Below are 21055 nucleotides of genomic sequence, written 5' to 3'. Positions count from 1 at the left end.
AAGGAGACGGATTTCACGCTTGGCAATGTCTCGATCAACTGGTTCGCCGATGGCACGCTGAACGTGGCGGCCAATTGCGTCGATCGGCATCTGGCGACGCGCGGCGATCAGACCGCGATCATCTTCGAGCCGGACAACCCCGAGGAAGACGCCAGGCACATCACCTATCGCCAGCTGCACGGGCATGTGTGCCGCATGGCCAATATCCTTGAAACGCTGGGCGTGCGCCGCGGCGACCGGGTGGTGATCTACCTGCCGATGATCCCCGAGGCCGCCTATGCCATGCTGGCCTGCGCGCGGATCGGTGCGATCCATTCCATCGTCTTCGCGGGCTTTTCCCCCGATGCGCTGGCCGCACGCGTCAATGGCTGCGACGCCAAACTTGTCATCACCGCCGACGAGGCTCCGCGCGGTGGCCGCAAGACCGCGCTGAAATCCAATGCCGACGCCGCCCTGCTGCATTGCAAGGACAGTGTGAAATGCCTGGTGGTCAAGCGCACCGGCGGGCAGACCACCTGGATCGACGAGCGTGACTTTGACTATAACGAGATGGCGCTTGAAGCCTCCGATGTCAGCCGGCCCGCCGAAATGGGGGCCGAGGATCCTTTGTTCATTCTGTATACCTCCGGGTCGACGGGTCAGCCGAAAGGAGTTGTGCACACAACAGGTGGATATTTGGTTTACGCCGCCATGACCCATGAAATCGTGTTCGATTACCACGAGGGCGATGTCTTTTGGTGCACGGCAGATGTTGGGTGGGTGACGGGCCACTCATACATCATCTATGGGCCCCTGGCCAATGGTGCCACCACTGTCATGTTCGAGGGCGTGCCGACATATCCCGATGCCAGCCGGTTCTGGCAGGTCTGCGAGAAGCATAAGGTGAACCAGTTCTACACCGCGCCGACGGCGATTCGCGCGCTGATGGGACAGGGTAACGATTTCGTAACCGGTGCCGATCTATCGTCGCTGCGAATCCTTGGGACGGTGGGCGAACCGATCAACCCCGAGGCCTGGAACTGGTATAATGACGTGGTGGGTCAGGGCCGCTGCCCGATCGTCGATACCTGGTGGCAGACCGAAACCGGCGGGCACCTGCTGACGCCGCTGCCCGGCGCGCATGCGACCAAACCGGGTGCCGCGATGAAGCCGTTTTTCGGCGTGGTGCCGGTGGTGCTGGACCCGCAGACGGGCGAGGAAATCGATACCAGCCCGACCGAAGGTGTGCTGGCGTTGAAAGACAGCTGGCCGGGCCAGATGCGCACCATCTGGGGTGACCATGAGCGGTTCGAGAAGACCTATTTCTCGGATTACAAAGGCTATTATTTCTCGGGCGATGGCTGTCGCCGCGACGCGGATGGCGATTACTGGATCACCGGGCGCGTCGATGACGTGATCAACGTGTCGGGCCACCGGATGGGCACGGCAGAGGTTGAATCGGCGCTGGTCGCCCATGCCAAGGTGGCCGAGGCCGCCGTGGTCGGCTATCCGCACACGATCAAGGGCCAGGGCATCTATTGCTATGTCACCCTGATGAACGGGATCGAGCCGTCCGACGAGCTGATGAAAGAGCTGCGCACATGGGTCCGCACCGAGATCGGCCCCATCGCCAGCCCCGACCTCATCCAATGGGCCCCCGGCCTGCCCAAGACACGCTCCGGCAAGATCATGCGCCGCATCCTGCGCAAAATCGCCGAAAACGACTACGGATCCCTCGGCGACACATCAACACTCGCAGACCCAACCGTCGTCAACGACCTCATCGATAACAGAATGAACCGCTAAGATTTCCATGCCTTTGCAAACAAGCAATGCCGTCCTTCCGGGACGGCGTTGCTCTCGCTGCGCCGCATACCTAACGTTTCGTTAAGCATCACCAACGTTTCAATTTTCGGTTTCGTTATTGATGGTGTAGTTTTGGTAAAGACGCGATGTCCGCCGCTCATAACAGGAGCCGAATCATGTCGATCATCGGCGTAACTCAATATATTGTCCCGGCGATCTCCGCCCAGCCACTGAAGGTACCGAAAACAGTACCGGACCAGAACAATTCAAGCGGACGACATACCTCCATAAAAGATGATGCAGCACCCGTCATCAGTGCCAAGGGTTTAACAAACGAGACAGAACAGCCGCACGCCGCGCCACCCTCTGTTTTGCAGCTCAAGATACTAGCGCTGCTGAAAGAACAAGAGGAAGCCAAGCTACTGCGTGACAGCGCCGAAGAAACAGCCGCGAACAAGTCGAACCAGCGCGTCGATGAAGGAGGTGCCGAAAGCCCCGCTTCCAACCCGCTCGATGAGATACCGATCTCGTTCCCCAGCAATGAAACCGATCCGGCAATGACTATGACGGACGGCTTCGTGATCCCGACCCTGTCAGCGGATGCGCTCTCTCAAAACACTTTGGGAGCAGCCCAACAACGATGGCATCTTAAAGAAACCGCCCCCCTCACCAAGCACGACCTGCGCCTGAAGCTGGCCCGTTAGAACCGACTTTTGGTATGTTCGGCTGCAACGCCTTCAACCGAGTTGCAGAGCGTCGCTTTTCATGGCCCTATGCTTCGCCTATAAGGCGTACAGCCATAGGCGCTGGCCCCGCGCAGACCCGCGCGAGATCATGAACCGGTCGAGGAACAGATGACAAACAACAACCACGATGCAGATGTAGCGTTTATCGAGGCGCTCGCAGCCCTGTTGCGCGAAAACGATCTGACAGAGTTGCAGGTTAAGCGGGAATACGGAGACTCGGACTGTCTGAATGTTCGTGTCAGTCGCATGATGCAGGCAGCGCCAGTCGCCGCGGCACCTGCTGCGGCCCCCGCCCCTGCCGCAAGTGCTGCGGCGTCCGCCTCGGCTCCGGCTGCGGCCACTGACGACCCGGCTGCGCATCCCGGCGCGGTGTCTTCACCAATGGTCGGCACGGTCTACATGCAGGCCGAACCCGGCTCGCCACCTTTTATCGCAGTTGGTCAGCAAGTCACTGAAGGCGATACGCTTTTGATCGTTGAAGCGATGAAAACAATGAACCACATCCCGGCCCCGCGCGCTGGCACGATCAAACGCATCCTGGTTGAGGATGGCGCGCCAGTTGAATACGGCGCTCCGCTTGTGATTTTGGAATAAGGGCGAACCATGTTCGACAAGATCCTGATCGCCAATCGAGGCGAAATTGCCCTGCGTGTCATCCGTGCCTGCCGTGAAATGGGCATCGCTTCAGTCGCAGTCCATTCAACCGCCGACAGTGACGCGATGCATGTGCGCATGGCGGATGAGACCATCTGCATCGGTCCACCTCCGGGCACTGAAAGCTATCTGTCCATCCCTGCGATTATCTCGGCCTGCGAAGTCACGGGCGCGCAGGCGATTCATCCCGGTTACGGTTTCTTGTCGGAAAATGCCCGCTTCGTGCAGGTCGTCGAGGAACACGGGCTGACATTTATCGGTCCGACATCAGAACACATCAATGTGATGGGCGACAAAATCGCTGCCAAGGATACGATGCGAGCACTTGGCGTACCATGTGTGCCCGGCTCGGAAGGCGGTGTTCCGGACCTGGAATCGGCGCAACGTATCGGGGAAGAAATCGGGTATCCGGTTATCATCAAGGCGACGGCAGGCGGTGGTGGGCGCGGCATGAAAGTTGCGCGCAATGCATCCGAAATGGAGCGCGCCTTTCACTCGGCCCGCGCCGAAGGCAAGGCGGCTTTTGGCAATGATGAAGTCTATATCGAAAAATACCTGACCACCCCCCGCCATATCGAAATCCAGGTCTTTGGCGATGGCAAGGGCAAGGCAGTTCACCTTGGCGAGCGGGATTGTTCCCTACAACGCCGCCACCAGAAGGTGTTCGAAGAAGCCCCCGGCCCCGCAATATCCCCGGAAGAACGCGCGGCGATCGGCCGCACCTGTGCGGATGCCGTGGCCAAAATCAACTATGCCGGTGCCGGTACGGTGGAATTTCTGTACGAAAACGGCGAATTTTACTTCATTGAGATGAACACGCGGCTTCAGGTCGAACATCCGGTGACAGAAGCCATTTTCGGCGTCGATCTGGTGAGAGAACAAATCCGCGTCGCTGCGGGCCTGCCGCTGTCCTTCGCGCAGGACGACTTAAAGATCAACGGCCACGCCATCGAGGTCCGAATCAACGCCGAGAAGTTGCCGAACTTCTCGCCATCTCCCGGAAGGATCACGCAATACCACGCGCCAGGTGGATATGGCGTGCGCATGGATTCCGCACTTTATGACGGCTACCGGATTCCACCTTACTACGACAGCTTGATCGGCAAGCTGATCGTACACGGGCGAGACCGGCCAGAAGCCTTGGCGCGCCTGAACCGCGCGCTGGGAGAGTTGATCGTGGATGGCGTCGACACAACGGTTCCTCTTTTCAGCGAATTATTGCAGGAACCCGACATTCACACAGGCAACTACAACATCCATTGGCTGGAAAAGTGGTTGGAGAAGGCTCTGGTCGCACCCTGACCAGCGGATAATCCAGAATGGCTGAGCCTATGCCCCTGAGCGCGGATCTGGTCATGCAAGGATACCGTAGCGGAATCTTTCCGATGGCCGAACACCGCGACGACCCGGACGTTTTCTGGGTCGATCCGCGGCGGCGCGGTGTCATGCCACTGGATGGCTTCCGGATTTCACGATCACTGGCGCGACGGCTAAGACGTGACGACTACACTGTCACCGTGAACACCGCTTTTCCTGACGTTCTTGACGCTTGCGCGGACAGGGCCGAAACATGGATAAACGCGCAAATTCGCCAGACTTGCCTGGATTTGCACGCGCGTGGCGACGCCCATTCGCTGGAGGTCTGGCAAGATGGCGTGTTATCAGGCGGCGTTTACGGGCTGAGCTTGGGCCGTGCCTTTTGCGGAGAAAGCATGTTCTCACGCCGCACGGATGCATCGAAAGTGGCGCTCGCCTGGTTGGTCGATCGGCTCAACCGCGCCGGTTTCACCCTTTTTGACGTGCAATTCCTGACATCACATCTGGCATCCTTGGGTGCAAAAGAAATTTCGAGACAGAATTACCGTTCTCAACTGAAAAATGCGCTGGAAGGAAAGGCCGTTTTCACCGCTCCGGCGCTTCCTCGATCAGGTCAGGAAGTCTTGCAGCGCAGCACCCAGACGTCATAGCGCGCGTGGTCCAGAGGATTCAGCGCAGGTGCCGACGCGATCATCCAGCCAGAGAAGACCGGATCCTGACGGCCCTCTTCTACGATGTCCAGAAAGGCATAGGCGTTTCCTGCCGGGTCTCCCACCGGGTAGCGGCATTCTCGCAATGTGATGGTCAACCGGCCCAAACCGCCGCGTTCGCCATTGCGCATGTCCAGATCACTGACAGCGCCCGACACCTTGTCCAAGCCACGCAAAACCGCACCTGGCGCGCGCGCGACAGCCTCTTGCGCCGCAGCCGGGCTGGCAATCAGAAAGCAGAGCATGGCGGCACGAATCATTCCGCGCCCCCGCCAGATCCGACGTATTTCATCAGAAGCGAAATCAGACTGACCGCCCCCTGTGTGTCAAGTATCTCGTCGCCCTCAGCATAGTAGAATGGCGAGCCACCAGGAGAAATTTCCACAAAATTGCCGCCAAGCAACCCTTCGGAAGAGATCACGATAGCACTGTCATCGGGGATTCGGATGCCGTCGCGGATAGCGACGGTGGTCTCTGCCCGATAGGTGTCGGCGTTAAGGGCGACACCGGTGACCGTGCCAACCTTCACGCCGGCCAGCCGCACATCGGTCCCAACGCTGACACCTTCCAGCGAACGAAAGCTGGCTGTCAGCGGATAACCGGAATTTGACGCAGAAAGCCCCGTCGCCTGCGCCGCATAAAGCGCAAACCCCACAGCAACCGCGAGAACCGCGCCGCCAACCAGAACTTCGGTGGTATTCTCGGACATGTGGTTATTCCGGCGTCCAGGCCTCGTAATCGCTGCGATCCGCAGGATTCGTGCGGCGGATCGACCCGGACGGCGCATAGGCCAGCGCAGTACCCGTCAGGTTTTCGAGATGCGGTTTTTGCCATGATTGCTGGGGCAGCGGGCTTTCAGTGGGCGCGTCCTTGAACGTGTGGTGCAACCAGCCGTGCCAATCGGCATTGACGCGGCTTGCCTCAGCCTCGCCGTTGAAAATGACCCAGCGGCGCTTGCCGTCCTTTGTCTGATAGAAGATGTTGCCCTGCTCGTCCTCGCCTACCTTTTGGCCATATCGCCAAGTGTAGAACTGAGTATTCAGGGTCTGGCCGTTCCACCAGGTCACGCTACGCAGAAGGGAGTTCAGAATGCCCATGGATGTCTCCGCACAATTCCTTTCCCATATGAACCAAACGACGCCAGAGGTCCAGCGCCAAGCCCGCATCTACGGCAAACTCCGGTAGGTCAGGGCAGTTTCGCAGTGACTTCAATCTCGATCCGGAACTTCGGATCGATCAACGCTGTCTCGATCATCGTGGCTGCCGGGGGATGCGCGCCAAAGGTTTCCGACAGGACCGGCCAGCAGGCTTCGAACTCCGAAGCGTCAGGCAGGTAATAGTGAACTCTGACCACGTCGCTGAACCCCGCCCCGGCCTCCTTCAAGGCCTTGCCGATCACGTCCAGCGCACTATGGCATTGAGCAGTGACCGTATCGCCCTGCCCGACGGTGCCCGAGACATGTACCCATCCGTCGACCACGACCGCGCGACAATAGCCAATCTTCTCCTCGAAAGGACCGCCTGAATGAATGCGCCGGATCATGCTTTCTTCTCCGCTGAACAGAAAAGGGCGGCACCGTCCTGCACCGCCCCCGTATCCATAGCCATCGCGAACATTCAGCCCGCGCTGGTACCTTCTTTCTTCTTATCGGCATAGATCATCAGCGGCGTGGCCTCCGAATTCACGGCTTCTTCGTTCACGACCACCTCTTCGATACCTTCCAGACCCGGCAGGTCAAACATGGTATCAAGCAGGATATCCTCCAAGATCGACCGCAAACCGCGCGCGCCTGTCTTGCGTGCAATGGCGCGCTTGGCGATTGCGGAAAGCGCTTCGTCGGTGAAGTTCAGCTTCGCGCCCTCGATCTCGAACAGGCGCTGATACTGCTTGACCAACGCGTTCTTGGGCAGTGTGAGGATCGTGACGAGCGCATCTTCGTCGAGGTCTTCCAGCGTCGCGATCACCGGCAGGCGGCCGACAAATTCCGGAATCAGGCCGAATTTCAACAGATCTTCGGGTTCGAGTTCTTTGAACACCTCCCCCACGCCACGGTCGTCATTGTCGCGCACATCGGCACCGAATCCCATCGCCGAACCCTTGCCCCGCTGTGCAATGATCCGGTCAAGCCCCGCAAACGCCCCGCCGCAAATGAACAGGATGTTGGTCGTGTCGACCTGTAGGAATTCCTGTTGCGGATGCTTGCGCCCCCCTTGCGGCGGTACGGACGCAACCGTGCCTTCCATGAGCTTCAGCAACGCTTGCTGCACGCCCTCGCCCGATACGTCACGGGTGATCGAAGGGTTTTCCGATTTGCGCGTAATCTTGTCGACTTCGTCGATGTAGACAATGCCGCGCTGTGCACGCTCAACGTTGTATTCAGACGCCTGCAACAATTTGAGAATGATGTTTTCCACATCCTCGCCGACATAGCCTGCCTCTGTCAGGGTCGTTGCATCGGCCATCGTGAAAGGCACGTCCAGGATGCGCGCAAGCGTCTGCGCCAGCAACGTCTTGCCGCAGCCGGTTGGCCCGATCAGCAGGATGTTGGACTTTGCCAGTTCGATATCCGACGACTTTGCAGAATGGTTAAGTCGCTTGTAGTGATTGTGCACGGCCACGGACAATACACGCTTTGCCACCGCTTGACCGATCACATAGTCGTCCAGCACATCGCAAATCTCGCGCGGTGTCGGGACGCCTTCGGAAGACTTCAGGCCAGCGCCCTTGGTCTCTTCGCGGATGATATCCATGCACAGTTCTACGCATTCATCGCAAATGAACACCGTGGGGCCGGCGATCAGCTTGCGCACCTCGTGCTGACTTTTGCCGCAGAAGGAGCAGTAGAGTGTGTTCTTGCTGTCGCCGCCAGAATTCGTCGCCATTTTCCACCTCTCAGGTCTGTTTCGCGCGCCTACCGGTCAACCCGACCAGTGTCCAGACCATCTTTTCGTCGCGTGTCCGAAACAGCTTAAGCCAGCCATTTCCGGTCTACAATCGCAAATTTCCCGCGGCCCGGCAAAGACCGCGGGTCGCGATTACTTGGACTCGTCTTCTTCGCCCGGCTTGATCCGGTTCTCGACGATCTCGTCGATCAGCCCCCAATCCTTCGCATCCTCGGGCGACATGAAGTTGTCACGCTCCAATGCGGCCTCGACCTTTTTCAGGGTCTGGCCAGTGTGCTTGACGTAGATTTCATTGAGTCGCTGCTTCAGTTTCAGCGTCTCTTCGGCGTGAATCATGATGTCCGTCGCCTGCCCCTGGTAGCCGCCGGAGGGCTGGTGCACCATGATACGGCTGTTGGGCAGGGAGAACCGCATGCCTTTTTCGCCGGCAGTCAACAACAAAGACCCCATAGAGGCCGCCTGCCCGATCACCAGCGTAGAGACCTTCGGCTTGATGTACTGCATCGTGTCATAGATCGACAGGCCAGAGGTGACGACACCGCCGGGGCTGTTGATATACATGCTGATTTCCTTGGACGGGTTTTCCGCCTCAAGATGCAGCAACTGCGCCACGATCAACGAGGACATGCCATCATGCACCGGGCCGGACAGGAAGATGATCCGTTCCTTCAGCAGGCGCGAGAAGATGTCGTAGGCGCGTTCACCCCGGCTGGTCTGCTCGACCACCATGGGGACGAGCGTGTTCATGTAGTGTTCGTACGGGTCTTTCATGTCGCCCCTGACTTCTAGAGTTTGGTTATCCGTAAGCTCGATTAGCTAACAGAGTCTTAGTGTCGGCCAAGAGGGGCTGCAAGGGGCCGGGTGAAATTGCTCCAGGCGTCCGGCGTGGTCCGAATATCCGCGCGGTTGTGTTTTCATGCATACGGGGCACCTATTACAAAGCGCCCCGTATCTTTCAACTTACCCGGATTTCAGCCAAACATATGATGGGGCTGCCCGCATTCCAATCCAGGCCTTCCTCATGGGATGCCCGCCGCAGTGCGGAGCTTTTGCTGGCCAGGTTGCCGAAACCGTCACCCATTGAGGTTTTTGTTCGTGACCTTTTCTCCGTCTCGGCACGGCCAACAGGCGGCGTCAGCACCAGTCGCGGACAGCAAACGCATGACTACTGTCCAGCAGCTTTCATATAGGCGATGATTGCGGCCAGATCCTCGGGTTTGCGCAGCCCTGCAAAAGACATCTTGGTGCCCTTGGCATAGGCCTTCGGGTTGGCAAGGAAAGCAGACAGCGCCTCTTCGTCCCAGACACCGTCCATCGCATCCAGCGTCTTGGAGTATTTAAACCCATCGACGGCAGCGATCTTGCGCCCGACCACACCGTTCAAATGCGGACCGGTGCGGTTTTTGGCTCCATCTCCGATCTGGTGACAGGCTTTACACTTCCTGAAGACCTTCTCGCCGGCGTCGACGAGTGCGGGGTCAATTGCAGCATGCCCGTCACCTTCCGAGGCCGGTGCGGCGTCGGGCGCGGCTTCAGACTCGGGCGCGAGTTCGTCATCGTCAGCCGCATCGGCCGCAGCCTCGGCGGCGGTTTCGTCTGGCGTCACGTCCAGAACCGCCGCACGCATGGTGATCTCGACCGTGTCCTTGCAGGCCTCCATGCATGGCTCGCCGGTGAAGACCGGGATTTCAGTCTCGGCCCGGTCATCCATGTAGAACCCGTCCGCATTGGGCATCTCGACCCCGGCAAAGTTTTCACGGCTCAGCGTAAAATCCTCGTCCACAAGATCATTCATATACAGCAGGTACGCGGTGATCGCATAGACGTCATCGGGCTGGAGGGACTGCGCATTCCCGAACGGCATCGCCCGGTTGATGTAATCGTAAACCGTTGACAGATAAGGCCAATACGAACCTGTCGTCTTGACCGGGCGATCCTTGGTCAGCGAATTGAAGCCGCCAGTCAGCACCGGCCACCGGCCCACGCCTTCGCCAAAATCACCATGACAAACGGCACAGCTCTCGACAAAGATTTCCTCGCCGGTCATGACATCGCCGGAGCCTTCGGGCAAACCGGTGCCATCGGGCCGCACGTCGATATCCCAAACAGCAATTTCTTCGGCCAGTGCTTCGCGGCCAAGCCCCAGCCTGGCATCGGCGGGCACCTCATCTGCCTGTGCAGCGGCAATGAACATCCCGTCCATATCCGCCGGTGCATCCACGGTCATACGGCTGGCCTGTTCTGGCAAAGGCGCAATCATGCGATCGGCGAAATTGGCAGCGGCGACCAGAACCGCTGCGGTCCCGATAAAAGCGCCGCCAAACAGCTTAAGAGATTTCGACATTCTCGGCGACCCCTTGTTCGTTGACATACCAGGTCTGGATGCCGTTATTGTGATAGATAGAGTTCACGCCCCGGATCTCGCGAAGCGCCTGCTTGGTGGGCTGCACATAGCCGGTAGAATCATGCGCGCGGCTTTGCAAATAAAGCGGCTGCCCATCCCAGTTGATGTCCAGATAAAAGGCATGCATCGACTTATCGAGGCTTGGCCCCGACATCCGGGCCTGCGCCCAGGTCTTGCCGCCGTCGATGGTGACATCCACGCGCGGGATGGTGCCCCGCCCCGACCACGCCAGCCCCTTGATGACCAGCGGTCCGGGTCCATGGGGGATCGGCACTTGCGGGCTGGGGCTGGTGATGACGGATTTCGCGTCCATCTCCCATGTAAAGCGGCGCGCCTTGCCGTCTGCGAACAAGTCGGTGTATTTCGACGTTTCTTCCCGGTGATGCCAAGGTTGATCGCCAACCTCGATCCGGCGCAACCATTTGATCCACATGTTGCCTTCCCAACCGGGAACGACCAGCCGCAATGGATACCCCTGTTCGACCCGCAGCGCCTCGCCATTCATCTTGAAGGCGACAAGACAATCGTCCAGCGCCTTTTCCATCGGGATCGACCGGGTCATGGCAGCCGCATCCGCGCCTTCGGGCAGGATCCATTTGCCCTCGGTCTTGATGCCCGCCTCATTCAGCAAAAGCCGCAGAGGCACACCGGTATACATGACGTTGTGAATCATGCCGTGGGTGAACTGACATCCATTCAGTTGCGATCCGCGCCATTCCATCCCCGAGTTCGCGGCACATTCAAGGAAATAGACGTGGTTTTCACGCGGAAACCGCAGGATATCTTCCATCGTGAAGACAAGCGGTGTGTCCACCAACCCGTTGATCATCAGCCGATGCTCTGCCGGATCGATATGGGCCGCGCCGCCGTGATGGCGCTCGAAGCACAGACCGTTGGGGGTGATAATCCCATCCAGATCATGCAGCGGCGTGAAATTGATGGAACTGACAGGATCAGCCGTCAGCCATTCCACCGTGCGCCGGATCACCTGATCTTCATATTCCGAAGGCTTGCCATAAGGGGCAACATCGACCCCATCGCCCAATTCCTGCATCCATGGCTGGATCTGCGTGATCGCCGGGTCACCTGCCGCCCGCGCCGCACCGGCACCTGCAACGGCCCCACCTGCGGCCAGGGCCCCTTTCAGAAATGTCCTGCGCGATGCCGTCCCGCTCTTGTCCGAGGCTGACATGCTTTTTTCCTCCACTCATATAATCACATTCATGTTAATGAATTACTTTATGTGTGTCTACCACCGCCGCCCGTTCAGCCTGGTTTTTTTGCGCCGGGACTTGAACGGAACAGTCAAATGTCCTAGCTCAGGCAGAAGCGAGGACGACCTCCCCCCATGTTGGGACAGAACCCGGGACGGCCCGGATCAGTAAACGGAGGATAGCATGCGCAAGACAGCAGACCGCATCCGTCACGCACTCAGCTTTGAAATCATCGCGCTGGCCATTGTCACACCACTTGGGGCCCTGGTCTTTGACAAGCCGATCTCTGATGTGGGGGTCGTGGCCCTTGTCGGCGCCACGGTCGCGACATTATGGAATTATGCCTACAATCTGACCTTTGACATCATCCTCAACCGGCTGACCGGCACCACGTTGAAAACGCTGCCTGCCCGTATCGTGCACGCATTGATATTCGAGACAGGCATGCTGGCGCTTTTGCTGCCCTTCTTTGCCTGGTACCTCCAGATCGGCCTGTGGGAAGCCTTCGTGATGGATCTGTCCTTCGCGATATTCTATCTGGTCTATACGTTTGTCTTCAACTGGGCCTACGACCGCCTTTTTCCGCTTCCGGAATGGTCAGAAACGCAGCCCTCCGTTTCTTGACAAGGTCCCGCCAGCCTATGATTTTCAGGTTAGCCTGACGCGCTGAGGCCGAAACAAAGGCAGTTTGCGCGATGCCCGATGGTCATCCCTATTCCTCGCAGCCCCCCAAGTCGTTTCAGCGCACAGTTGTCGCGGAACCCGGTCTTTACCGGATGTCCGACCTGTGGACATCCGCGTTCTGCTGGCCGGCCCACGCGCGTTTCGCGACCTATGGATCATACTTTGCCCAGCATATCAGCCGCGTGGATCATACTTTGCCCAGCATATCAGCCGCGCCCTTCAAACGCGCGGATTGCAATGGGTTAACGCGGACCCCGCTCCCGGATAAACCGCCGCCGCGCTGGCCGGTATTGCGACGCATGCGCGTTCAAGATCATGCGCCCACCACTTCGACGGATGTATTGGGCTCCAGCCGAATTGTACCTTCTGTGCGGATATGGCTTTCGACCACATCCCAGATCTGTGGGCCTTCCGTGTCCTCGTTGACGCTTGCCCATCCCGCGACGACGTAATTCTTTGCAGGATCAATCGTCTCGCCGGATTTGATCAATGTCATGTCCGAAATCCGCGCGCCCTGCGGTTTGGTGATGTCGATGCGGTAGGCCATACCGCCAATCCGCACCATATCGCCGCCCTGCTGATAATACGGGTCAGGATTGAAGATATTGTCAGCCACGTCTTCCAGGATCACTTTGATGAATTCGCCCGTCATCTCGGACCTGTAGGCTTTGCCATAGGTCATTGAGGTCACGTTGTAGATGTCCTCGCGCGTGATGTCCTGCCCCGGCAGGATTGAGGGCCCCCAGCGGACGCCCGGCGACATGGCAATATCCGCCTCGCGTTCCGACAGCAGCGCATCGCAGATCAGATCATCCCAAGAGCCGTTGAAGTTGCCCCGGCGGTACAACAGCGAATCCGTCTGGCCGATCACCTCTTCCAGATCGGCCTTGAAGGGTGCGCGCTGCTCGTCGATCAAAGCTGTCATCTGCGCGTCCGGCGCGATCACATCCGAGAAGATCGGGATCAGCTTGTGGCGGAACCCCATCATCCGACCGTCGCGCACATCCAGATCGACGCGCGACACGAACTTCCCGTTAGAGCCGGAGGCAACAATGATCGTCTCGCCCACCAGCACAGGCTCTGGCAGCGCATCATGGGTATGGCCGGACAGGATCACATCTATGCCTTTGACGATCCCCGCCATCTTCTTGTCCACGTCAAATCCGTTATGGGACAGGCAGACGACAAGCTCTGCGCCCATCCCGCGCACCTCGTCGACCATTTCCTGCATATGCTCGTCGCGGATGCCAAAGCTGTATTCGGGGAACATCCAGCCGGGATTGGCAATCGGCATGTAAGGGAAGGCCTGACCGATCACCGCCACCTTCACGCCCCCACGTTCAAAGAACTTGTAGGGCTTGAACAACTCTGCCGGTTCATCCCATTCGGAGTCGAAAATGTTCTGGCCAAGTGCCGCGAAGGGCAACCCCTCGACGATCTCGTTCACCCGCTCGGACCCCAGCGTGAATTCCCAATGAAAGGTCATCGCGTCCGGTTTCAGCGCGTTCATCACGTTGACCATGTCCTGGCCTTGGGTTTTCAGGCAGGTGTAGGACCCATGCCAGGTGTCGCCGCCATCCAGCAGGATCGCGTCAGGTCGGTCGGCCCGGATCGCATTGACCACGGTCGCCACGCGGTCCAGCCCGCCGACCTTGCCATAGCCCTTCGCCAGCGACGAAAAATCATTGTAAGTCAGCGCGTAATGCGACGGCGATCCATCCTCGATCCCGTAAAGGCGGCGGAAGTCGGCACCGGTGACATGTGGCACCTCGCCCTTATTCTCGCCAACGCCCAGATTGATCTCCGGCTCGCGGAAAAAGATCGGCTTCATCTGCGCGTGGATGTCGGTGATATGGATCAGCGAGACATTCCCGAACGTGTCAAACTGCAAGAGCTGGTCCTGCGTCAGCGCCTGCTGCGCGGCAAGGCGCCCCCAATTGCCGAAACCACTTGCCCCGACAAGGGCGGACGCAGCCATGGAGACCTGAAGAAAATCGCGGCGGGAGATCATGAGAGGGGATTCCTGTTGTCAGACGGGGGCATTCAAATCGGCATCACATTCGCATGTGTGAATAGCATTAGGAAACGAAACCCGCGACGGGAAAATCCGGCGCGGGCCTATCTGGATTACTGGCGAACCGCCGGGGTTTCGACCGAAAGACCGTTGCCGCGCGAGGCGACATACAGTTCCAGCGCGCGGAACTCGTCAGAGCCTTCGGCAAAAGTCTCGGCGCGGGTGTCGCGAATGCAGCCACGGAAACGGTTGTGCTTGGAGATCAGCTTGGCCTGTTTCAGACGGTATGTCGGAAAACCATTGGTCTGGCCCTGGCTCAGGTGATCGGCGCGGATGTAATTGCCATAATTCTGCTCGTGGCAGTTGGCACAGGACAGTTCAAGCTGGCCGTAGCGCGTGTAGTACATTTCCTTGCCCTGCTCCCAATAGGGGGCGGCGGCACCGTCGATTGCAACGTCCATCGGCATGCCACGCGACTGAAGCGAGATCAGAGCGACCATCGACTGCATGTCGTTGCCGGACCATTTCCATTCGTCCGCCTGCATCCGCTCTGTCCGGCATTCGTTGATCAGGTCTTCCATGACCACCAACTTGCCGTCGGCATCGACTTTGGGCATTGCAGCGGACAGACCAGCGAAGTTCTCGACGCCTTCGTGACAAGACGCACAGCTTTCGCCCGCCTCGCCTTCGACCACGTCATAGGCGTCGATGGCCTGATCCACGAACAGCATTGCCGGATTGTCGAAATCGTCGGTTTCCAGCGCCTGTGTCTCGTCGGTGCGGAAATGCCAGCCTGAAACAATCTCGTCGAAAACACCGTCCAGATGCGCGGGCGCGGCCGTCTTGGAGATCATCTCGATCTCGCCATTGATGATCAGCGTGTCATCGTCGGCACCGCCAGCGAATGCCATCGGGCCCGCCGCGATCAGCAGTCCGGCGATTGCCGTCATTGCCTTGAATTTCATTTGTTATTCCCTCCCGTTATTGCGCCCCGCCCGGATGTCCGGACAGGGCGATCGCCAAATCAGGCGACGGTAACGCTTTTGGTTTCCTCGTAGACGGATCCGTCATCGTCATACCAGGTGAATTTGAAATCACCGGTCTCGGGCACGGTCGCCTCGAACTGGAAATAGGGGTTGGTGGAAATCGCCGGTTCCATCGTGACATCGACCACGTTCTCACCGTTGAAGTCGCAGGTGAATCGGTTGATGATCGACCGCGGAATGGTGTTGCCGCTGCTGTCCTTGCGCTGGCCCGACTCCATCGGGTGGCTGATAAGGGTCTTGATGGTGACCGCTTCGCCTGCCGATGCCTTGCCGGGAACCTTGACGCGGGGTTTAACTCCGGATGCCATAGTCTCGTACTCCTCTGATCAGCCGCCGCAGCCGCCGATGGTCACTTTTACGGTCTTGGACTCGCGGGCAAAGCTGCCATCGGCCAGCTGGGCAACCGCGATCACGTCCTGCGTTCCGGCCAGTCGGATGCGGGTGCTGGCGGATTGCGACGCCGCCAAATGGCCGAAATTGAACGTTGCCACGGGGGGCGTCGGGTTGCCTGCTGCCAGCACCATGATGGCTGTGGCACCGGGGGCCGATACCTCGATCGGAACCGTGTTGCCGTTTTCCGCGATCTCGGGTGCCGTCAGGTCGACCCCGGCATCGGCAAGCTCTGCCCCGCCGGTGAATTCCGCAATCAGGTCGTCCACGGCAGCATTGGCGCGGAACGGCAGAACCGTCAGCAGGGCCGCTCCGGCCCCCATTGCCAGCGTTTCACGTCGTGTGAAGTGCATTTTTCTCTCCTCATTGCCGCGGCGCGGTCAGCTTTCCTTCAGGGTCAGCAGATAGGCCACGACGTCTTCGATCTCCTGCGCCGACAAGATCGGCGTCAGGTCTTCTTCCTTTGCGGCCTTGCCGGTATAGGCATTGCCGGGACGGATAAAGCCGCTGGTCTTGTAGAATGCGGGCATTACCGACCCCTCGAAGGTCATTTTTGCGTTGGCGACGATGCCGCGCAGCTCTTCTGCACTGCGGTAATCGCCGATACCGTCCAGAACCGGTCCGACTTCTCCATGGAAGGGCGTATCCTGCAGCGCTGTCACCTCGTGGCAGGCGATGCAGTTGCCTTTGGCACGCGATGTCATGATCTTGATGCCATTCTCCGGATCACCGTCCGCGCCGCTGAGCGACGCTGCAACGGCACCATATTCGTCAAACTTTACGTCTCCGGGCGCAACATCGTCGGCTTGCGCCGCCCCTGCTGCCATCACCGCCGCCAGTGCGATCATCGTGATCTTCATGTGTCCTCCCATGCTATCTGTTCTGTCCTCGCGGATAGCTATGCATACCGTATGCCACTGTACGCACCCGACGCAACAACAAATTCACAAAAGTGAATGACTGCATCGTCGTCGCGTGGATCAGTCGGTCCTGCCGTCGTTTCTTTCCCGGATCATCCGGGCGTGATACCGCTGAAAATCCTCATCGTTATCAAGCAGGTATCTTTTCTCCAGAACCCAAGTATACATATCCATCGTCGTGCCACGCGCAAAGGCACCCGGCATCATCGCCACTGCCGCCTGGGGTGCGCTTGCACCTTCTGGCACATCTTCCGGCAGAAACAGGACGGTGGGCGTGAACAGAATCCCCCATTTCCGCGCCACCGCCTTTTCGGACATCACCTCGCCGTCGAAATCGGTCATTTCCGTGTCGCTGTGCAGGTTCAGCTGTACGACATAGAAATTCTCGTCGATGAAGGCGCGCACGTCGTCAAGCGAATAGATCTCTTCATGCATCTTGTGACAGTAGATGCAGCCACGCTGCTCAAAGAAGATGACCATGCGCTTGCCTTCGGCATTGGCCTCGGCCAGATCCTCGCGCATATCCTTGAACGTGTCGCGAATGAAGGGCTCATCATACAGCCCGTCATCACCCATTTCCAACGCGGCACCCGCGGTGGCAAGCCCGCAGATCAGCAGCACTGCGCCTAGAAGTCGTTTCATGTCATATCCTCCCAGATAGTTTCAGCCGAGTGAGCCGAAGGACGGAAACGTCGCCAGCATCCAGTTGCCAATGACGCTTACCGTGTCCGTTGCGATCAGGATAGCAAAGAGGATGAGCATCGCCCCCATCACTTTTTCTACATATCCAAGATATTTGCGGTTTCGCGCCGCCCAGGCCAGGAAAGGCCGGGCGAAAAGCGCCGCAATGATGAAAGGTGCCGTCATCGCCAGCCCATAGACCAGCAACAACAGCCCGCCGCGCCAGATGTCGCCCATCCCACTTGCGATCATCAGGATAGAGGCCAACGCCGGGCCGACACAGGGCGTCCAACCAAACCCGAAAGCCAGCCCCATCACATAAGCGCCAAGCACCGTTGTCGGCTCTGCCGTGCTTTCGATCCGGGCCTCGCGGTAGAGCAGCCCGATGCGGATCACACCCAGAAAATGCAGGCCGAAGACAAACAGTACGGCCGCCGCGACATAGCTGAGCGGTTGCTTCCACTGTGCGAAAGCCTGCCCCACCACCGTGGCACCCATACCCAGCAACACGAAGATCGAGGTCACGCCCAATGCGAAAGCGACCGAGGACAGCACCAGCCGGGACTGCGCGCCATGCGCCACCGCGCCATCCTCGCGCAGCTCGTTCATCGAGATGCCCGCCATATAGCACAGGTAAAATGGCACCATCGGCAGGATGCAGGGGGTAAAGAAACTGAGCAACCCCGCCAACGCCGCGCCCAGATAGGATATGTCGAACACGCGTGGCGCTCCTTGAATAATTCACATATTCAAATTAAGTTGTGGATTATGGTTTCGTCAATGCGGTCCTGATGGCACAGATCAGAAATCTTCTTGCCGCATGCGCGGTATTTTTCGGGGCTGCCCTGTCGGCAGGTGCCGCCCCGCAGCTTGTCATGGTGGAACGTGACGGCTGTCATTGGTGCGAAGCCTGGAACGAAGTCATCGCGCCGATCTATCCCAAAACCGACGCAGGAGCGTTTGCGCCGCTTCTGCGCGTGGATCTGTACGAGGATCCGCCCGAGGGTGTACGGTTTGCCCGGCCCGTCAGCTTCACCCCAACCTTCATCCTTGTCGATGACGGGCGTGAACTCGGCCGGATCGAAGGCTATCCCGGAGAAGAGTTTTTCTGGGCTTTGCTGGAGAAGCTATTGACCGACACCACACGTTACGGGGCAGGCTCTTGAGACCACAGGATTTTCTTCAAGGTCGCGTAGCCCCTGCAACCCATCGACGAGGACATTAGTGATGCCCCTGCCGGTACTTAGCCCCGACATGTCGGAAGGCGAACTTGACAAGATCGTTGAAAATGCCACTGCGGCATCGGCCTTTCTGAAGGCGATCAGCCATGAGGGTCGGCTTATGATCCTGTGCCATCTGGTCTCTGGTGAGAAATCGGTGACCGAACTGGAAGACCTGTTGTCGGCGCGCCAGGCCGCCGTGTCGCAACAGCTGTCGCGGTTGCGACTGGAAGGTCTGGTCGTGCCCCGCCGCGATGGCAAGGCAATCTACTACCGTTTGGCGGATGACCGTCCGCGCCTGATGCTGGAGCGGGTTTACGAGTTGTTCTGCGCGGAGGATTGATGCGGTTTGCAGCCGAATTGGCGGAGAATGCGTCAGAGGGTCGGTTACGCGGCGAGGATCGGAGCGAGGGGCCAGCCCCTCGCGCTCCCCGGAGTATTTTGGCCAAGAAGAAGAAGGGGAAACAGAGGCTTAGGGACGGGCTTATGGCGTTTGATCGGCAGGACAACACTTTGTCGGTAATATGAGGACAGGCTTTTACCCGGTCGTGTGGACAGGAAGAGGTTCCGCAAGATGCTCGACATTATGACAGAGGCCCATCTGGTCGCGCTGATCGGCCTTGGTGGCGGGGTTCTGCTGGGCTTGGCGGCGCGGTTGGGCCGGTTCTGTACCCTGGGGGCCATTGAAGACTGGCTTTACGGCGGCTCGGACCTCCGGTTGCGGATGTGGGGGGCGGCTATTGGCACGGCGATCCTTGGCAGTTTCGTCTTGATTGGCAGCGGTGTCTTGCCTGCGGGAGAGACATTGTACCTGTCATTGCGCTGGATGCCTGCGGCCTCGATCATCGGTGGGCTGATGTTTGGCTATGGCATGGCGCTGTCGGGCAATTGCGGCTACGGCGCGATTGCACGTCTGGGCGGCGGCGATCTGCGCAGTTTTGTTATCGTGCTGGTGATGGGTGTTTCGGCTTATGTGGTGTTGAGCGGCCCACTTGCGCCCTTGCGTGCGGCGCTGTTCCCGCCGACGCCTGTGACCGATGAGGGAGCACCGGGCATCGCGCATATGCTGGCGGGCGCATCTGGAATTTCTGTTATTTTCTGGGGCCTTGCCATCGGGTTAGCCGTGTTGGCCGCTTCGTTGAGCAGCCGCGCCCTGTGGCGCGAACCGGCGGCCATATTCTGGGCCGTCGTGGTCGGGGTCGCGGTGATCACTGGCTGGGCGGGAACGGGCTGGGTTGCGGCGCGCGGCTTTGCAGGCTTGCCCGTGGTCTCGCATAGTTTCTCGGCACCGATGGGCGAAAGCATTCTGTTTGCCATGACCGGCAGCGCGCGGCCTGTTTCCTTTGCCGTCGGATCGGTTGCGGGCGTTTGGGCCGGGGCGTTCATCGGCTCGCTTCTCAAGGGGCATTTCCGCTGGGAAGCCTGCGAAGATCCGCGCGAATTGCGGCGGCAGATTTTGGGGGCGACCATCATGGGCGCGGGCGCAGTGATCGCGCTTGGCTGCACGGTTGGTCAGGGCATCACCGCGTTTTCGGTGCTGGCGATTTCAGCGCCCGTGACCTTTGCCGCGATCTTTGCGGGCGCGGCCTTTGGCCTGCGGCAACTGATCGAAGGCTTTCAGCCGGCAGAGTGACGCCCGAGAAGAATGGGGCAAAAGGGGGCATTTGTACGCTGGAATTGTACAAATGCCCCGGACGCTCGGTATGTGGCGATTACCCCGTCTCTGCCAGACGCGCGACGTAGCGCGCCAGCGTGTCGATTTCGAGGTTCACACGGTCCCCGACGGCCACCCGACCCCATGTCGTGACCTCTTTGGTATGCGGGATGAAGTTGATGCCGAATTCCGCGCCGTCGACCTCGTTCACGGTCAGCGATGTGCCGTTCAGCGCCACGGATCCTTTCGGCGCGATGAACCGCGACAACGAAACCGGGGCGCGCAAGACAACGCGCGTGCTGTCGCCTTCATCCCGGACCGAGATCACCTCGGCCACGCCATCGACATGGCCCGAGACGATGTGACCGCCCAGTTCGTCGCCGACCTTGAGCGCCCGTTCAAGATTGACGCCACGCCCTTTGGCCCATGTATCCAGATTGGTCCTGGACACGCTTTCGGTGCTGATTTCGACGTCGAACCAGTTATCGCCCAGATCGATCACGGTGAGGCAAACACCGTCACAGGCGATGGACGCCCCGATGTCGACGCCGCTCGTGTCATAGGACGTGCCGATCCGGGCGCGCAGATCGCCGCGCTGCTCTAACTGAAGGATTTCGCCCACATCCGTAATTATGCCCGTAAACACAATCTTTTCCCCATTCTGTTAATTTGACCGAAGCTTCTTGATCGGTCATAGTCATCCGCAAGACTG

The 21055-nt window shown here is 59.1% G+C and carries 25 protein-coding genes; 9 read left to right on the top strand and 16 right to left on the bottom strand.

The window, feature by feature from the left end; translation table 11 throughout:
- The 5 genes from acs to aat all read left to right on the top strand — a co-directional run.
- Positions 1–1785: acetate--CoA ligase (acs, locus tag DMZ65_RS06810; RefSeq protein ID WP_116598112.1), on the top strand; the 1785-nt coding region annotated here is incomplete at its 5' end.
- A gap of 176 nt (positions 1786–1961) precedes the next feature.
- Positions 1962–2489: a hypothetical protein gene (locus tag DMZ65_RS06805; protein ID WP_157960578.1), complete on the top strand. Its 528-nt coding sequence runs from the start codon at positions 1962–1964 to the stop codon at positions 2487–2489.
- Positions 2490–2639: 150 nt separating this feature from the next.
- On the top strand, positions 2640–3125 hold the full coding sequence (accB, locus tag DMZ65_RS06800) for an acetyl-CoA carboxylase biotin carboxyl carrier protein (protein WP_116598110.1): 486 nt from the start codon (positions 2640–2642) through the stop codon (positions 3123–3125).
- 9 nt (positions 3126–3134) lie between these two features.
- Entirely contained in the window at positions 3135–4487 is a 1353-nt protein-coding gene (accC, locus tag DMZ65_RS06795) for an acetyl-CoA carboxylase biotin carboxylase subunit (protein WP_116598109.1), read from the top strand.
- Between the two features lie 29 nt (positions 4488–4516).
- Positions 4517–5152: a leucyl/phenylalanyl-tRNA--protein transferase gene (gene aat, locus DMZ65_RS06790; protein WP_116598108.1), complete on the top strand. Its 636-nt coding sequence runs from the start codon at positions 4517–4519 to the stop codon at positions 5150–5152.
- Here aat and DMZ65_RS06785 read toward each other — a convergent pair.
- From DMZ65_RS06785 to soxC, 8 genes are all read right to left on the bottom strand, one after another.
- A complete protein-coding gene (locus tag DMZ65_RS06785; protein ID WP_116598107.1) occupies positions 5116–5472 on the bottom strand; it encodes a DUF2155 domain-containing protein in 357 nt (118 codons plus the stop codon). The genes aat and DMZ65_RS06785 overlap by 37 nt on opposite strands.
- Entirely contained in the window at positions 5469–5921 is a 453-nt protein-coding gene (gene mlaD, locus DMZ65_RS06780) for an outer membrane lipid asymmetry maintenance protein MlaD (RefSeq protein WP_116598106.1), read from the bottom strand. The genes DMZ65_RS06785 and mlaD overlap by 4 nt, the downstream gene beginning before the upstream one ends.
- A 4-nt stretch (positions 5922–5925) precedes the next feature.
- The gene (locus DMZ65_RS06775) at positions 5926–6309 is read right to left on the bottom strand and encodes an NADH:ubiquinone oxidoreductase subunit NDUFA12 (RefSeq protein WP_116598105.1); all 384 of its coding nucleotides are present in this window, start codon (positions 6307–6309) and stop codon (positions 5926–5928) included.
- Positions 6310–6398: 89 nt separating this feature from the next.
- Positions 6399–6755, bottom strand: coding sequence for a RidA family protein (locus DMZ65_RS06770; protein WP_116598104.1), 357 nt, complete (start codon positions 6753–6755; stop codon positions 6399–6401).
- A gap of 74 nt (positions 6756–6829) precedes the next feature.
- Positions 6830–8095 (bottom strand): ATP-dependent Clp protease ATP-binding subunit ClpX, encoded by a 1266-nt coding sequence (gene clpX, locus DMZ65_RS06765; RefSeq protein ID WP_116598103.1) that lies wholly within the window; start codon positions 8093–8095, stop codon positions 6830–6832.
- Positions 8096–8248: 153 nt separating this feature from the next.
- Positions 8249–8887 (bottom strand): ATP-dependent Clp protease proteolytic subunit, encoded by a 639-nt coding sequence (locus tag DMZ65_RS06760; protein ID WP_116598102.1) that lies wholly within the window; start codon positions 8885–8887, stop codon positions 8249–8251.
- A gap of 394 nt (positions 8888–9281) precedes the next feature.
- Positions 9282–10460 carry a c-type cytochrome gene (locus DMZ65_RS06755; protein WP_116598101.1) on the bottom strand — a complete coding sequence of 393 codons (1179 nt, stop codon included), beginning with the start codon at positions 10458–10460 and terminating at the stop codon, positions 9282–9284.
- Positions 10444–11712: a sulfite dehydrogenase gene (gene soxC / locus DMZ65_RS06750; RefSeq protein WP_116598172.1), complete on the bottom strand. Its 1269-nt coding sequence runs from the start codon at positions 11710–11712 to the stop codon at positions 10444–10446. The genes DMZ65_RS06755 and soxC overlap by 17 nt, the downstream gene beginning before the upstream one ends.
- Before the next feature lie 205 nt (positions 11713–11917).
- Here soxC and DMZ65_RS06745 point away from each other — a divergent pair, with 205 nt between their 5' ends.
- Positions 11918–12358: a PACE efflux transporter gene (locus DMZ65_RS06745; RefSeq protein WP_116598100.1), complete on the top strand. Its 441-nt coding sequence runs from the start codon at positions 11918–11920 to the stop codon at positions 12356–12358.
- 373 nt (positions 12359–12731) lie between these two features.
- Here the strand turns inward: DMZ65_RS06745 and soxB are convergent, their stop codons facing one another.
- From soxB to DMZ65_RS06710, 7 genes are all read right to left on the bottom strand, one after another.
- Positions 12732–14429 carry a thiosulfohydrolase SoxB gene (soxB, locus tag DMZ65_RS06740; protein ID WP_116598099.1) on the bottom strand — a complete coding sequence of 566 codons (1698 nt, stop codon included), beginning with the start codon at positions 14427–14429 and terminating at the stop codon, positions 12732–12734.
- A gap of 116 nt (positions 14430–14545) precedes the next feature.
- Entirely contained in the window at positions 14546–15397 is an 852-nt protein-coding gene (gene soxA / locus DMZ65_RS06735; RefSeq protein ID WP_116598098.1) for a sulfur oxidation c-type cytochrome SoxA, read from the bottom strand.
- A gap of 59 nt (positions 15398–15456) precedes the next feature.
- The gene (gene soxZ / locus DMZ65_RS06730; RefSeq protein ID WP_084354217.1) at positions 15457–15786 is read right to left on the bottom strand and encodes a thiosulfate oxidation carrier complex protein SoxZ; all 330 of its coding nucleotides are present in this window, start codon (positions 15784–15786) and stop codon (positions 15457–15459) included.
- An 18-nt stretch (positions 15787–15804) separates the two neighbouring features.
- The gene (gene soxY, locus DMZ65_RS06725) at positions 15805–16221 is read right to left on the bottom strand and encodes a thiosulfate oxidation carrier protein SoxY (RefSeq protein WP_116598097.1); all 417 of its coding nucleotides are present in this window, start codon (positions 16219–16221) and stop codon (positions 15805–15807) included.
- Between the two features lie 27 nt (positions 16222–16248).
- On the bottom strand, positions 16249–16728 hold the full coding sequence (soxX, locus tag DMZ65_RS06720; RefSeq protein ID WP_116598096.1) for a sulfur oxidation c-type cytochrome SoxX: 480 nt from the start codon (positions 16726–16728) through the stop codon (positions 16249–16251).
- Between the two features lie 120 nt (positions 16729–16848).
- Positions 16849–17430, bottom strand: coding sequence for a thioredoxin family protein (locus tag DMZ65_RS06715; RefSeq protein ID WP_116598095.1), 582 nt, complete (start codon positions 17428–17430; stop codon positions 16849–16851).
- A gap of 21 nt (positions 17431–17451) precedes the next feature.
- Entirely contained in the window at positions 17452–18189 is a 738-nt protein-coding gene (locus DMZ65_RS06710) for a cytochrome c biogenesis CcdA family protein (RefSeq protein WP_116598094.1), read from the bottom strand.
- A 71-nt stretch (positions 18190–18260) separates the two neighbouring features.
- Between DMZ65_RS06710 and DMZ65_RS06705 the strand changes: the two genes are divergently transcribed.
- The 3 genes from DMZ65_RS06705 to DMZ65_RS06690 all read left to right on the top strand — a co-directional run bounded on the left by DMZ65_RS06705 (position 18261) and on the right by DMZ65_RS06690 (position 20322).
- Entirely contained in the window at positions 18261–18635 is a 375-nt protein-coding gene (locus DMZ65_RS06705) for a thioredoxin domain-containing protein (RefSeq protein WP_116598171.1), read from the top strand.
- Positions 18636–18696: 61 nt separating this feature from the next.
- The gene (locus DMZ65_RS06700) at positions 18697–19032 is read left to right on the top strand and encodes an ArsR/SmtB family transcription factor (RefSeq protein WP_084354212.1); all 336 of its coding nucleotides are present in this window, start codon (positions 18697–18699) and stop codon (positions 19030–19032) included.
- 231 nt (positions 19033–19263) lie between these two features.
- On the top strand, positions 19264–20322 hold the full coding sequence (locus DMZ65_RS06690; RefSeq protein WP_116598092.1) for a YeeE/YedE family protein: 1059 nt from the start codon (positions 19264–19266) through the stop codon (positions 20320–20322).
- Positions 20323–20401: 79 nt separating this feature from the next.
- On the opposite strand, the gene DMZ65_RS06685 is transcribed toward DMZ65_RS06690, so the two are convergent.
- The gene (locus DMZ65_RS06685; RefSeq protein ID WP_116598091.1) at positions 20402–20989 is read right to left on the bottom strand and encodes a riboflavin synthase; all 588 of its coding nucleotides are present in this window, start codon (positions 20987–20989) and stop codon (positions 20402–20404) included.
- Between the last annotated feature and the right edge of the window lie 66 nt (positions 20990–21055).

Origin of the sequence: Primorskyibacter marinus, assembly GCF_003313245.1 — a bacterium.
Taxonomy (GTDB): domain Bacteria; phylum Pseudomonadota; class Alphaproteobacteria; order Rhodobacterales; family Rhodobacteraceae; genus Primorskyibacter; species Primorskyibacter marinus.
This window is presented reverse-complemented; position numbering and strand designations above follow the sequence as displayed.

Excerpts from the sequence above, each read along its gene's own strand:
- DMZ65_RS06805 (WP_157960578.1), top strand. The coding sequence starts at position 1,962 with ATGTCGATCATCGGCGTAACTCAATATATTGTCCCGGCGATCTCCGCC.
- accB (WP_116598110.1), top strand. The coding sequence starts at position 2,640 with ATGACAAACAACAACCACGATGCAGATGTAGCGTTTATCGAGGCGCTC.
- accC (WP_116598109.1), top strand. The coding sequence starts at position 3,135 with ATGTTCGACAAGATCCTGATCGCCAATCGAGGCGAAATTGCCCTGCGT.
- aat (WP_116598108.1), top strand. The coding sequence starts at position 4,517 with ATGCCCCTGAGCGCGGATCTGGTCATGCAAGGATACCGTAGCGGAATC.
- DMZ65_RS06785 (WP_116598107.1), bottom strand. The coding sequence starts at position 5,472 with ATGATTCGTGCCGCCATGCTCTGCTTTCTGATTGCCAGCCCGGCTGCG.
- mlaD (WP_116598106.1), bottom strand. The coding sequence starts at position 5,921 with ATGTCCGAGAATACCACCGAAGTTCTGGTTGGCGGCGCGGTTCTCGCG.
- DMZ65_RS06775 (WP_116598105.1), bottom strand. The coding sequence starts at position 6,309 with ATGGGCATTCTGAACTCCCTTCTGCGTAGCGTGACCTGGTGGAACGGC.
- DMZ65_RS06770 (WP_116598104.1), bottom strand. The coding sequence starts at position 6,755 with ATGATCCGGCGCATTCATTCAGGCGGTCCTTTCGAGGAGAAGATTGGC.
- clpX (WP_116598103.1), bottom strand. The coding sequence starts at position 8,095 with ATGGCGACGAATTCTGGCGGCGACAGCAAGAACACACTCTACTGCTCC.
- DMZ65_RS06760 (WP_116598102.1), bottom strand. The coding sequence starts at position 8,887 with ATGAAAGACCCGTACGAACACTACATGAACACGCTCGTCCCCATGGTG.
- DMZ65_RS06755 (WP_116598101.1), bottom strand. The coding sequence starts at position 10,460 with ATGTCGAAATCTCTTAAGCTGTTTGGCGGCGCTTTTATCGGGACCGCA.
- soxC (WP_116598172.1), bottom strand. The coding sequence starts at position 11,712 with ATGTCAGCCTCGGACAAGAGCGGGACGGCATCGCGCAGGACATTTCTG.
- DMZ65_RS06745 (WP_116598100.1), top strand. The coding sequence starts at position 11,918 with ATGCGCAAGACAGCAGACCGCATCCGTCACGCACTCAGCTTTGAAATC.
- soxB (WP_116598099.1), bottom strand. The coding sequence starts at position 14,429 with ATGATCTCCCGCCGCGATTTTCTTCAGGTCTCCATGGCTGCGTCCGCC.
- soxA (WP_116598098.1), bottom strand. The coding sequence starts at position 15,397 with ATGAAATTCAAGGCAATGACGGCAATCGCCGGACTGCTGATCGCGGCG.
- soxZ (WP_084354217.1), bottom strand. The coding sequence starts at position 15,786 with ATGGCATCCGGAGTTAAACCCCGCGTCAAGGTTCCCGGCAAGGCATCG.
- soxY (WP_116598097.1), bottom strand. The coding sequence starts at position 16,221 with ATGCACTTCACACGACGTGAAACGCTGGCAATGGGGGCCGGAGCGGCC.
- soxX (WP_116598096.1), bottom strand. The coding sequence starts at position 16,728 with ATGAAGATCACGATGATCGCACTGGCGGCGGTGATGGCAGCAGGGGCG.
- DMZ65_RS06715 (WP_116598095.1), bottom strand. The coding sequence starts at position 17,430 with ATGAAACGACTTCTAGGCGCAGTGCTGCTGATCTGCGGGCTTGCCACC.
- DMZ65_RS06705 (WP_116598171.1), top strand. The coding sequence starts at position 18,261 with ATGGCACAGATCAGAAATCTTCTTGCCGCATGCGCGGTATTTTTCGGG.
- DMZ65_RS06700 (WP_084354212.1), top strand. The coding sequence starts at position 18,697 with ATGCCCCTGCCGGTACTTAGCCCCGACATGTCGGAAGGCGAACTTGAC.
- DMZ65_RS06690 (WP_116598092.1), top strand. The coding sequence starts at position 19,264 with ATGCTCGACATTATGACAGAGGCCCATCTGGTCGCGCTGATCGGCCTT.